The organism is Pseudomonas syringae pv. tomato str. DC3000 (genome assembly GCF_000007805.1).
In the GTDB taxonomy this organism is placed as follows: domain Bacteria; phylum Pseudomonadota; class Gammaproteobacteria; order Pseudomonadales; family Pseudomonadaceae; genus Aquipseudomonas; species Aquipseudomonas avellanae.
Genome location: NC_004578.1, coordinates 6,141,097 through 6,153,552 on the forward strand (window position 1 = coordinate 6,141,097; position 12,456 = coordinate 6,153,552).

The 12,456-nt window shown below is 53.0% G+C and carries 10 protein-coding genes and 1 pseudogene; 2 read left to right on the forward strand and 9 right to left on the reverse strand.

Annotated features, from left to right (window positions below):
• Window positions 1–118 precede the first annotated feature (118 nt).
• Window positions 119–583 carry a glycine zipper domain-containing protein gene (locus PSPTO_RS27960; protein ID WP_005621742.1) on the forward strand — a complete coding sequence of 155 codons (465 nt, stop codon included), beginning with the start codon at window positions 119–121 and terminating at the stop codon, window positions 581–583.
• A gap of 58 nt (window positions 584–641) precedes the next feature.
• On the opposite strand, the gene PSPTO_RS27965 is transcribed toward PSPTO_RS27960, so the two are convergent.
• Entirely contained in the window at window positions 642–2,570 is a 1,929-nt protein-coding gene (locus PSPTO_RS27965) for a RecQ family ATP-dependent DNA helicase (protein ID WP_011105472.1), read from the reverse strand.
• A gap of 180 nt (window positions 2,571–2,750) precedes the next feature.
• On the opposite strand from PSPTO_RS27965, the gene PSPTO_RS27970 reads away from it, so the two are divergent.
• Window positions 2,751–3,563 carry a hypothetical protein gene (locus tag PSPTO_RS27970; RefSeq protein WP_011105473.1) on the forward strand — a complete coding sequence of 271 codons (813 nt, stop codon included), beginning with the start codon at window positions 2,751–2,753 and terminating at the stop codon, window positions 3,561–3,563.
• Window positions 3,564–3,763: 200 nt separating this feature from the next.
• On the opposite strand, the gene PSPTO_RS27975 is transcribed toward PSPTO_RS27970, so the two are convergent.
• From PSPTO_RS27975 to PSPTO_RS28010, 8 genes and pseudogenes are all read right to left on the reverse strand, one after another.
• A complete protein-coding gene (locus tag PSPTO_RS27975) occupies window positions 3,764–3,922 on the reverse strand; it encodes a hypothetical protein (protein WP_158506383.1) in 159 nt (52 codons plus the stop codon).
• Between the two features lie 259 nt (window positions 3,923–4,181).
• Window positions 4,182–4,280, reverse strand: a pseudogene (locus PSPTO_RS30745) (peptidase M48, Ste24p); the annotation flags it as partial.
• Window positions 4,281–4,324: 44 nt separating this feature from the next.
• Window positions 4,325–5,878: an IS66-like element ISPsy5 family transposase gene (locus PSPTO_RS27985; RefSeq protein WP_003409202.1), complete on the reverse strand. Its 1,554-nt coding sequence runs from the start codon at window positions 5,876–5,878 to the stop codon at window positions 4,325–4,327.
• Window positions 5,879–5,895: 17 nt separating this feature from the next.
• Entirely contained in the window at window positions 5,896–6,255 is a 360-nt protein-coding gene (tnpB, locus tag PSPTO_RS27990) for an IS66 family insertion sequence element accessory protein TnpB (protein WP_003409203.1), read from the reverse strand.
• A 428-nt stretch (window positions 6,256–6,683) separates the two neighbouring features.
• Window positions 6,684–7,094: a hypothetical protein gene (locus PSPTO_RS27995; RefSeq protein WP_149032214.1), complete on the reverse strand. Its 411-nt coding sequence runs from the start codon at window positions 7,092–7,094 to the stop codon at window positions 6,684–6,686.
• Between the two features lie 212 nt (window positions 7,095–7,306).
• Window positions 7,307–8,143, reverse strand: coding sequence for a tetratricopeptide repeat protein (locus PSPTO_RS28000; RefSeq protein WP_052746260.1), 837 nt, complete (start codon window positions 8,141–8,143; stop codon window positions 7,307–7,309).
• A gap of 2 nt (window positions 8,144–8,145) precedes the next feature.
• Window positions 8,146–11,418, reverse strand: coding sequence for an EF-hand domain-containing protein (locus PSPTO_RS30455; protein WP_226992670.1), 3,273 nt, complete (start codon window positions 11,416–11,418; stop codon window positions 8,146–8,148).
• 16 nt (window positions 11,419–11,434) lie between these two features.
• Window positions 11,435–12,451, reverse strand: a complete 1,017-nt coding sequence (locus PSPTO_RS28010; protein WP_011105475.1) for a tetratricopeptide repeat protein — start codon at window positions 12,449–12,451, stop codon at window positions 11,435–11,437.
• Window positions 12,452–12,456: the final 5 nt, after the last annotated feature.

A 12,456-nucleotide genomic window follows, 5' to 3' on the forward strand; every position in this document is an offset into this window, starting at 1 on the left:
CTTAGCCAAAACAATAACTTAGCAAGTTGTGTTGCAATCGTGTTACTCGTCGGATTTACATTGCTACGTTCTTCACTTGACACCAAGATCGCGCCGTCATCCCTATGAGATTCCATACATGAAGTATTCCTCGATACTGTTGTTGTCTCTTACCTTGATCAGCGGCGCCGCCTCGGCAGGCAACCTTGAGTCAGGCGTAGGCGGAGCATTGGGTGGGGTACTCGGCTCGGTCGTCGGTCAACAGATCGGCGGCAGCACCGGTTCTGCGATTGGCGCAGGCGTAGGTGGCGCAGCCGGCGGTGCGGTCGGTGCAGATCGTCGCAACCGCACAGAAGCCGCTATTGGCGGTGGCCTGGGCGCAGCGGGCGGTAACGTGCTGGGCCGCAGCGTTGGCGGCAACACCGGCAGCCTGGTCGGTTCAGCAGTCGGTGGCGGCGGCGGTGCTGCACTGGGTAATTACATGGGCAACGAAAGCCGTAGTGATGATCGTCGCTATCGCGGCGACCGTGATGATCGCCGTGAGTACCGTGGTCATGGCAAACGCAACAAGCACTACGGACATCGCCGTCACGGTCGCGATTGACCTGATCGCTATCGACTGATGTATCAAAACCGGCCGCTTTCGAGCGGCCGGTTTTCGTTCAGAGCATCCCCTGCACCCACGCCCTGACCTGCGCATACGGATAATCCTCGAGCACGGCAAAACCTCTGGTGGCGCGGGCCTTGAGCCTGGTAAACAACGGTACGCTAATGCCGCACAAAAAACGGGTCAGGCACTCTGCGCTGGGTGGCTGGCCGGTGTAGTCCTGGTGCTTGTGGATAAACTCGCCACACAGTTGCTGAAAGTCCCGGCTCGGTAGCGGTTCAAGCTCGGGCGGTTCAGGCAGGTGGGCGACCTGGCCGTGGCAGACCGAACAATGCCCGCAAAGCCCAGGGGCATTATGATCGCCGAAGTAGCGCGCCAGCCGATGAGTCAGGCACTGATCGCTGGAGAACACTTCAAGCATTGCATGAATGCGCGCCACTTCCGTGGCCTCGTGGTGGGCGAAATACTCGTACAGCTCGGTACTCAGGGCCTGCAGGTCAAAATCGCTGCGCAGCAGGCTGTACACCTCGGTCGTCTGCTTGCTTTCAAGCTCGATCCAGCCCTTCTCTTGAAAGTAATCCAGCGCCTTGACCACTCGCCCGCGCTCGGCACCGTATTGCTGGTACATCGCGTCGAAGTTGACCGTCGCCCAGGTCCGCGCCCGGCTGGAGGTGTCGATCAGCGCCTGAACAAATTCGCGCCGCTCGCCTTCAAAGCGCGCCATCAGGTCGTGCGGCTGGAGCATGAACTTGAAACGGTACTCGGCGAAGTAGGAGTAACGTGACGCAATGAGCCCGCGCAGCTCCAGTTGCACCAGCAATGTTTTCAGCGGCAGTTGGCGAATGTTGCCAAGATCGCCCAACGGCCCGAGCAGAAACTCCCATTGCCCGTCGTGGCGCGCGCCGAGCAGGTCTTCCAGCACGCGCGCAATTCCCTCGCGCTCCGGCGTATCGCCGTACACAAAGTTTTCCAATACGTTGAGGCTGTCGCGATTGGCCAGCACCAGGCAATCGGAAGCGGCACCGTCGCGCCCTGCCCGTCCGATTTCCTGGCTGTAGTTCTCGATGGATTTAGGCAGGTCGAAATGCACCACGTTGCGAATGTCGCTCTTGTCGATGCCCATCCCGAACGCGATGGTCGCCACGATGCAATTGAGGCTGCCGCCCATGAAGCGCTTCTGGATGGATTCGCGCTGATCCGTAGGCAGCCCGGCGTGGTAGGCGCTGGCAGGCAGACCGTTCTGTTCAAGGTGCGCGGCGATGTATTCGGCGGTTTTTTGCAGGGTCACGTAGACAATGGTGGGCTGCCCCTGTCGCTCATGGAGCCACTCGACCAGGCGCTGCCTCTTGTCACGCCCGCTGACCGGCTCGACCCACAGGTGCAGATTGGCGCGGTAGAAACCGGTGGTGATTACATCTTCAGGGGCGATGGCGAATTTATCCTGCATGTCGATAATGACTTGCGGCGTCGCAGTCGCCGTCAGCAGCAGGGCTTGAGGGATGTTGAATTCGCGCTGGTAATCCGGCAGTTTCAGGTAATCGGGCCGAAAGTTATGCCCCCATTCCGAGATACAGTGCGCTTCATCGACAACCAAAAGGGAAATCGGCACCTGAGCGATGAAGTTACGGAAGCGCTCATTCTTGAGCCGCTCGACCGAGATCATCAGGATTTTCAGTTCCCCGGAGCGCGCCTTGGCCATGACGTCCGCGACATCATCCCGGCTCTGCGCCGAATCGATGCTCGCCGCCGAAATGCCATGCCGATGCAGAAAGGCAAGCTGATCCTGAATCAGCGCCAGCAACGGTGAAACCACCAGCGTTAAATGCGGCAACATCAACGCAGGCAATTGGTAACATAGCGACTTGCCTGAGCCGGTCGGAAAGATCGCCGCAGCCGAGCGCCCGGCCAGCACGGCACTGATTGCAGCCTCTTGGCCCGGCCGGAACTGCGTGTAACCAAAAACCTGCTCAAGACGCTGATGCATGTGCGGTCCTTTCATAGCCAATCAAAACGGCCCCAACCTTAGCGCGGCAGGTCCGATACATACAGCGCCAAAGCGTTACAGAAACACGATGCACAGCCGATAAAATTGAAATTTGACGCCCGCTACGTTCGTCAGCAGACGCAGCACTTACCTTCACATGACGCTTGATCTGGAGCAGGAATGGAATCCACACAGCAACCCGAGGACGACGGGATTATCCGTATCCAGCGGCTCGTACCCGGCCAGGTTGACGTCGTATTGGGTTCGCATCCAAGCCGCCAACGCAAGGTGCGACCGCGTCCTTATGGCCTGTGGCTGGCCGGGCTGATCGTTGCCGGATGCCTGGCAGGGCTGGTGGCCTCTCAGGTGCGAGGCCCGAAGGCCGCGCCGCTGCCGCTGGTCGAACAGCCAGCGGTCGAAGCCCAGACACCTGCGATCGACAGCGAACCGGCAGCGCCCTCAGCTGCCGCGCCAAGCACGTTGAACCGAACATCGGACCTCATGCCCGTCGCTGCAACCCAGGAGCAGCCCGCTACTGTGCAGCCGCTGGATAATTGCATGAAGAACGGCAACGTCATTGATGAGAGCGTATTGAACTGCCGGTTTGGCCAGGTCCCTCGCCCGGCTCAGACAGAACCGGCGAAAGGCATGGTGTCGGCAGACTACATGGCCGACTTCAAGGCCAACGCTGCGCGCAGCACGGCGCGTTCGTCCAGGCCTTACAGCGTCGCGACGGTCTCCATTCGCGAATGGGACGGTCGCAATCGCTACCGCGCGCAATGGCGCGTCTACGGCAACACCATCGATGGCGACAGCGTTTGCGAGAACTTCGCCGTTCGCTCGCTGGAACGACGCGAGTGCCGCAAGGCCGCTCAGGTCAATTTCAAAGAGGAATGCCGGGAGTGGACCAAACGTGCGGCGCGCAACCGCGACGAAGAGAGCAAAAACGCCGAGCAGCGTTATTGTGAAGTGGCGTCGACCTTCTCGCCCTGATCGCTCTGAAAACGCTGAAACCCTTACAGGCTGGCGCTTTCAGCGACTCAAGACAGGGTTTTGGCACGCAAATACATGGCTGAATGCCACACACGTATAGCGAAAGGCTTACACGCCAAATAGCACATTGGCTATTTGCCACCCGTCCCAAGAGCCGTAATATTGGATCCAACAACTGGTGAACAAGGAGTTCACCAGGATCAGGGACGATCGACCATCGCCGGGAAGGCAGCCGACAGGGAGTTGGAATGGTCTTGGTACAAACCCGCTTCGGCGGGTTTTTTATTGCCTGCGTATTTTGCTGTCGACAAACCTGCCAGATGCAAATCTTTCCTGACGCCAAAATACTTGCCCGCCACCCATACGCGCCGGATCGAATTAGCGAGGTATAGCGAAAGGCTTACACGCGATCGAGGAACTTGGCTATTTCCGACCCTGTGCGCTACGCATAAGATTGGATCCATCAAGTGGTGAACAGGGAGTTCACCAGGATCAAGGATGATCGACCATCGCCTCGGAGGCGGCCGACAGGATGTCGGGATGGTTCTTGGAAAAACCCGCTTCGGCGGGTTTTTTGTTGTGCGCAGGAAAAGTCAGGCGATCACACCGCCCTGCCGTCTACGCCTTCTCGAAACGCTGCTGCAGCAAGTGCCGCGCGACGCCTGCGTTCACATAATCTGCGATCAGTGGGCCCAGTTCGTCGGGTGTGAGCTTTTGTAAGCGATCCACCAACCACACCTACCATCAGATGCGGCTTCCGTTTATCTTGGCATTTCCGGTGAGCAGTTCCACGGCAGCAACGCCTCATAGTCGGCCACCGACTGCGCAAGTGGCAACCTCTCCAGTACGTGGCGCAGCCACGTATAGGGCTCCTGGCCGTTGACCTTGGCGGTCTCGACCAAGCTATAGATCTGTGCACTGGCGGTGGCGCCTTTAGGCGTGTCGCTGAACAGCCAGGCTTTGCGCCCAATAACAAACGGCTTTATTGCGCGCTCTGCCGGGTTGTTGTCGATCGGTAAAAAGCCGGCTTCCACGTAACGCTTCAGCCGACTCCAGTTATTCGCCAGATAACCAACTGCCTTGCCCAGCACGCTTTGCGGCGTCACGTGGGACTGAGTTTTATCCAGCCAGCTTTTCAACTGAGCCAAGATTGGCAGGCTTTTCTCCTGCCGACCGGTAAAGCGCTGTTCGTCGCTGCCGTCTTTCAATTCGCGCTCGATACCGTACAGCTTATTGATCATCGTCAGCGCGATATCGGCACGCCCGGTCTTGCCCTTAGGTTGCACTTTTTGTGCTTCGACAAATTTGCGCCGCGCATGGGCCATACACGCCAAGCGCTCCACGCCCGGTTGTAACGCCAGCGCGTTATAGCCCGCGTAATCATCAGTCATCACATAGCCGCGATAACTTTCCAGCAGCCGTAACGGTACGTCCTGCGCGCGGCTGGAAGTGTAGTCGAACAATACGACTTTATGATCTGGAGGCCCGCTGGCCTGTACCCACATCCAGGATTGGCTGGTCGGGTCTCGATCTGGTTCTTTCAGTACCTGAACGCGGGTTTCGTCACAGTGGATGACCGGGCTTTCCAGCAATCGATCACGCATCAGATTTAACAGCGGCTGCAAATGTTCGCCGCACTGGATAATCCAGCGGGCCAACGTTTGACGCGGGATTTCTATGCCATGTCGGCTTAGCACCGTTTCAAAACGATGCAGCGGCAAGCCGTCGACATACTTGGTGGTCAGCAGCATGGCCAACACGCTGGGGCTGGCCATGCTCTTTTCAATCAACTGCGCAGGCTTGCCGGCTGTGACCGGTGCCGACTCACAGCCACGACAGCCGTAGACTTTGCGGATGTGTTTGATCACCCGAATCTGCATCGGCACGATATCCAGTTGCTCGCTGGTTTCCTCGCTGACGACATGCTTGCGGCAACCGCAGGCACAGGTCAGTTCGTGTTCGGGCAGCTCGTGGATGACTTCAATGCGCGGCAGATCAGCCGACAGTGGCTTGCGCTTGCCACGGCGTGGCGCAGGAGCAACTACTTCCTCATCAGCATCGCCGACCGGGAGCATAGGCTCGCTTTCAGGTTCATTGAACAAGGCAAGTTGAGGGGTATTAGGCTCGACGGTTTGTTCGGACTTTCGACCAAAAATACGGTCACGCAGCAGCTTGATCTGCTCTTTGAGATCAACGATGTGAGTGGCGTAGGCGTCTTTAACTTCCTGTTCGCGCGAGCGTGCTTCGTAGCTCTCAAGCAGCATCTGTTTGAGCAATACGGGATCGTCAGGAAGGTTGTCGGGCAATGGTCGCATGCCCTGGATTATACCCGTCAGGCAACAAACCTTGGAGTCAAAATCTTATGAGGACGGTTGCGCCACAGATCAAATCCATCCAGCAGCCAATTCAATTCCTGAACCGTCAGCACAATGGCTTCGTCGACATCATCTGGCGAGATTTTGAAACGCTCGGACTCGAGACGCTTGAGCCAAAGGCAGAAGCCGTTACGCTCCCAATACAAAATCTTCACTCGATTCCGGGATTTGTTGAGAAAGACAAAGAGCACCGGATCAAAGACCGCCACTTTAATATCCAACTCGACCAAAGCAGCTAAGCCATCGATGGATTTTCTGAAATCCACGGGTTTGGGATAGAGGTAGACTTTCTCGACTTTGGCGTCGGGTCGCATCATGGTGCTGGCTCCTGAAAGAAAACGGGAGCACAGCATCAGGCGTCAGCCAGTGGCTTGAAATGTGGGGTTCGTGGATCGGATACGGCGCTCCAGCCCGGTCTCTTTCCAAAAAATGGGCTTTTTCAGAGGGTCCTTAGTGAACCCTTGATATACAAAATCAACTAAAACATCCTGAATGATAGGCCTTAATGCCGGCCACTCTAAATATCCAGGAAGAGTCGAAGTCCAACGATTATAGTTAGCAATCGCTTTTTTTGCTAAAGCGCCTCAACCTTCAGTGCCCAACTTTGGCGCCACTCCCGAAAAGCGCTAGTTCTGAGCGCTCAGACTAAACTGCGCCGCCCCCCCTCGAAGCGGCAGCACAAATATACTTTTTCAACGTTGCAGTAAAAACTCTTTTGTGAGTCGGTGTTGCTGAGGATCTAATATTACTTTTCGGTTTCTAAACATTTTAGATCTTTGATAGTAGCCCCTTCAACTGGAACAATGCAGACTCTGCGCTGCTCGCCCGTTGGCGTCAGCGGCGTTAAACTAAGCACTAAATGAACACCATCATTTTTAACAGAAATCTGCTCAAATCCAGCGTCGGCAAAGTCAGAACCAAAAGACTTGCCCCCAAAGCTGCAGAAATTTGAAACAGACAAAACCTTCCAATTATTTTCAGGTCTCACCACCTGTACTTCCAAGCAGCTATTATTGAAGGTTTTCACATATCGAACTACGTTAGTACCGACGCGACCGACACCCACCTCTGAAACCGCTCCCAAGTCTGCTGCTACTGCAGAGGCACCGCCTACAGACAACACACCAAATATGAAATACACATTAAACATCTTCATGCATCACCTCAAATAATCAACACGCTTATTGAATCGATCTTCAGGAACGTTAAGCCATTTTGTTCTATCACTTATTACAGCAGAGAAGACCGACTCTTGAGCGCGGAGATTTTAGGTGTATCTACAGTAGACCGTTGGATAACTGACCTTTCCCGCAGCGCCTTTAAAGCCACCGATTCAAAACTAGCCTAAGGTGTTGACAGCACTCCATGCTACTTTGTGCGCTCAGCGACTCGCGAAGGAACCTTATTGCTTTTCCCGCTAGTATTCATAGAGTCAGCGTATTTCTTGTAGTATTTGACAGCTTCAGAAGTTTTCCCAGTATTCCAGAGCGAGTCAGCGATATTTAAAAACAGCACTGTACGTTCGCCAACAGACTCAACTCTTCGATACATCCTAAGTGCGCCGCTATCATCACCCCCTTGAGCCAAATAAAACCCCAAGTCATTTAGCGCCCGTACATTTTCAACGCCTGAATAACAACTCGCGTATGAATCAACACCCATGAACATTTGCTCTTTTATAGCGTCGGCCCTTAAGGTTGAACCGCGTACAGTCGAAATCGACTCGATCAATTTTTGAGGATTTATTGTTTCTAGCTTTGGCTTAACAATTTCCCCTCCGTCTGCCGACCAAATAGAACCCTTCCAACTTCCAGAACAAACCTCGGCAGACCTTGAGAGCAACACACAACCGCTATTCATTTCAACCATGTCACAATAGTTTTTTTCAGTTTCCGTTACCTGCTCCGAATCGTAGAGTTTACCAAATATAGTTCTTTGAACTAGAGCATATCTCCCATCAGAAGACATGCTATCAGAATTTACCCCTAATCCTATCGAAGAGTCAGGGACATTATTATATAAAGAAAAATTCAAATTCTCTTTTTTAAAATCTACTATTTTCCAAACGGCAGACTTTTCATCCCACGAGGAAAAATTTAACCTGGAATCGCCAGCCCCATTCAAAATCAGATCAGCAGCCTGGCAATTGGCGGCTATCAAAAACCAGCAAACAGCACCAGCAACTAAAAATCTCAAATTCGACATACTTATAACTCCGCCTTCAAGTGATTGTATCGAAGCAATGCATTGGTCATTCTTCTTCGAGCGCCATACAGGTCTAAAACTTTTCGCTCATTAACGCTATATGCTGCGCCCCATGTATCAATATCCCGGCTGACTGTTGGATTTTGAGCAAAAAAAGTGTCAAGAGCAGATCCCAAGTCATCCTTCACATACCCGGGTCGATTTATATCGTGATCCAAAACCACAGCTTTTCCGAGAGAGGTCTTGAAAAATCCCCCAGCAGTAAAGTTATAGCCTGTGGGCTTCTTCGTTAAAGAACTACGTAACCTTTCTATAAAATCCATTATTTGTATCTGGATATATAACGGACTTGCGATAGCGCAGGCCATCACTGAAACAGGTTGACAGTCAACCACCTTCCCAAATGTCGATTCACTGCAACCAATTTTTAAATTATCCTTCAGCGCCTTTCCTTCCAGCTTTGCGCCACTAGCTCGAGCCGGCCCTTGATAATACATTTTCGCCGAATCACCTGTCTCATCCAACTTCCAGCCTTGAGAATCAAAGTATTCGATGTACGCCTCGGGATGCTGATTTTTAAACTTCTTAACTTGTAGTGGCAGCTCACCGCCACCGGACAAGTTAATTGTTTTCTGCATCGCGCCGGCAGTAATTATTTCGCTATCATAACTTTGTACTCCGTTAATTTTTGCCTCGTTTCCAGACATTACAACAATAATTTTTTTCTCCTCTTCCGTTATTTTTCCTTCTGAGACCAGGTCATCCCACTGAGGTGCACTCCCAAGCTCTTTATCACCCGTATGCAATGGGCCATAGTGCGTCTTACTGGAAGAAACCCAGCGAGTAGCCTTAACTATGGCGTTGCAAGCGCAGACTTTTTTTGCGCTAAATGTTGAAATGAATTCTACCGGATGAAAATGCCATATTAAACTTGAGGTCATCTTAGCTTTCCCTGACAACTCATCCCAAAATACATATTTATCAATGCGTTCTTTTTCATGTTTCAACATCTTCGGCGACGTTTCCAGCAGTTTATCCAACTTGCTCCACTTGGGGGAGCCTGCCTTATCTTTCCACTCCGTAGGGTGATGGGCAACAAGCCTGGCCCACTGGGTTCTGGTTTCCGGTTTCTTAAGAGCCTCAGCCAGTTCAGCAGGCTCCACCTCACCATCGTGGTTCTTGTCGATCTTCGCGAATAGGTCTTTGAAGAACTGTGGCATTGCATCCGGGTCCAAGAAACCATCGGCTGCTGCGTTGTTCTCCTCTACGATCTGAAAGCCCAATTTTTCCCAATCGTGCTGTGTGATGACTAGCGCAGTGGCTTTTTTTATCAGGCCGGCTACAGGCTGATCGTCCTCGATCACGCTGACCTCATACCAGTCATCGGTGCCTTCTTTGACAATTGTGGCTTTAGCCAAGTCAACCGCATGGTCTTGCTTGAGTGCTGTGGTGCCGGTCGCGGGCGCTTTTTGCTTGAGTACAGCCCCGCTTGCAAGGTGCAGGTATTGCTTCCCAATCTTCAAACCCGCGGTGTTCTTGAGGAAGTCTTTAACCTCAGCATCGGCTGTGAAAATTTCGACGTGAACCTGGTATTTGCTGCTGACGCCGCCATTTTCACCGGTGAGATTTTCGGTTTGTCCAAGATAGCCAATTGGATCGCCCGCCTTCACTCCGGTGCTCGTCATAACGACCGTATCAAAACTGGTCGGCGTTACCGAGTCCCATTTCAATACTTTATTAGCAGGGTCATTTTCAACACATGCCCAAAAGCTGGGGGGAACCGCACCATGACCCCGCAGGCCGCCACTCAGCATCGTGCACTTGGCCATCCGATGCAGCTTGCCATCCAGCGCCAGGTTGACGACTTCCGAAGAGTTAAACTCGATGACGCTGTTCATGACCAGCTCCAGAGTCCCCTTCCGGGCGCCTGCAGGCTGGCCATTTGTAGGGCTGGCAGGATCATCGTACAGCGGCAACTTATTCACTACTGAGGCTTTGACCTTACCCTGCCAGTAATTGGGTCTTGCTCGCTCAGGCACATCGTCAGCGAGCCAGATGCGCTTAGGGACTGAGTTTTTGTAGGGTTCGCCGTTTTTCAAATAAGCGAACCAGACCTCCGCCCCCTCGACCCGTTTTTTGGTTGCCCCCTGCTTCACGCTGCCAGATAGAATCTTACCCTTGGCATAAGTAAGTTCGCCATTCTCGGCGGTCTCGATGATTTCTAACTTGGTGCCGATTGCCAGTTGTCCGCAGGACGCAGTGGTCACTCCGGGTGCTGGAGCGGTGTCGTAAGCCCTGAAATCTCCAACCTTCATGGTCACCTTGGGTTTAGGTGTTTCTGCAGGTGATAAGGGGTAACGCGCAAACGGCAACAGATGCATATACAAGCTGTAAAACGTCAGCTTGTTCTGCTTGCCTTTATTAGCTCCCTCCTCGGGATTAGGCGCTGATTTGTACTCGTGACGCACCAGGCAAAAGGAGTTGGAGTATTTGAGTTTTTTCTCGTTATCACCAAACGTGGATTCCAGATAATCCTCATTCAGGCGATAGGCGACGACTTCACCATCAGCCATACAACGGATCGGTTCATTCAACACGCACTGCGGGGCGCTTTGATCGGAGATATGAATACCACCGTGCCAAAATCTGTTGCTGCCAAGCAGGTAATGACCGGCGGTCTCGCCCTCAAGGGCCTTGTAAATTTCCTCCGCATCAGTGAACTGCTTCCCGTCAGCCTTGCGGAATGGGTACTGGAAGTTCATCAGTGGTGCGGGGCCTGCAGGTGCGGGAGTAGCTGCCGGAGCTTCCGGTGCTGGAGCAGCGCCTCCTGTTCTGAACTCTTCTTTGGCTCTCAGGAATTTCGTTGCAACAGGCCAGAAGAAGCTTGGGGGTTTGGGGCCGAATCTGGCTCTGGCAGGTCCGGTACTTGTCTGTGCACCAAAAATATATCCGGACCGGTTCGCAGCATTGAATTCTTGAACGATCCCCGTATGGAACAGCGGAGCACCGGGGCTATTAGGTGTTGCATTGATCCAAAGCGCGATATCGCCCCGTTTCACGTCTTGCGGCAAAACCGTCGTGTAATAGGTCGAGTTTTCCATTACCCGCGTATCTTCATATGGAATGCTATAGCCAGCACCTGTCAGCAGCAGGTTAACCATATGGGAGCAATCAATTTGTTTTTTCCCATTGACGACCGTCGACCCATTTCCGCCCATTTTGTAAATATAGTCGCCGCCGGTGTAGTTAGTCGCTAGATCAAGTGGTTCTGTCATGACTGCATCCCGCAAATTAATAGCAATGGCCAGCTGTTGAAACGTCGGTAGCTTGCTTGCTCAGGCGTTTCAGATTGTCGGCGGCAGTTTGATTACCCATACTGGCAGCCAGACGATAACAAGCTATTGCTCTGTCTAAGTCCGTTGTTCTTAGCTCACCTGTTTCCAAGGTGTAGCCCAAGTAATTAGTCGCATCGGAAGATCCCATGGACACTGCACGAACAAGCTCCTTTTCTGCTTGCTCGGGGTGCTGACAAGGGCCATCAGCTGCAACGTTGTTGCCATAACAGTAGAAACTCGACAACCCTGCCGCTCCATCGGCGAGCGTAGTAGAGGCCGCCTTGAAAAGCGCCTCGACCTTTTCCGTTTCCAGCTGTGGTGCCATCCCGGAAAGGCTGAGACTCGCAGCGTTCAAACTTGCCTGAGGATCTCCCGACGCAGCTGCACACACATAGTTTTCCAGTGCAGCCTCAAAGAATTCAGCGGTCAATGGATACTGCTCTACACCGCCCAGGCCCGCGTATGCTCTACCGCGCTGGAAGCAAAGACTCTCACTACGGTTCATTTTTGGCTGGACTGCTGCTGAGAGATCTTTCTCGCTTATCGACCAATCTTCCATTCCTGCAAGCACCCAGCATGTTTGACGAGAAAAGTTGAAGACTTTGATATCGCTATGACCAGCGCGTTTATCAATAACCCTGACATGACGATCGTCTACAGCTTCAATCTGAACACCGTCAGTTTTGTCCGAGATGATTGGACCCATCAGTGGGTAGGCCAAAGATGCATTCGCTACATCAGTCGTTTGGGGTTCGAACCTATCGGTCTGTTTTGCTGGTTTCAAAACCAAAGCCTGCACCTTCACCGCCGTAAAGCGTTGCTGCACTTCAGGCGTGGCAGAAAACACCGTAAGAAACTTCGAAAAATCCTCAGACGGGCAGGCCTCTGCATACGCACGGTCAAGAAACCCTCCCCAGCTACAGGCTGCAAATATTATCGCGAATACGCTATTTTTTTTGAAAACACGATTCATATCAA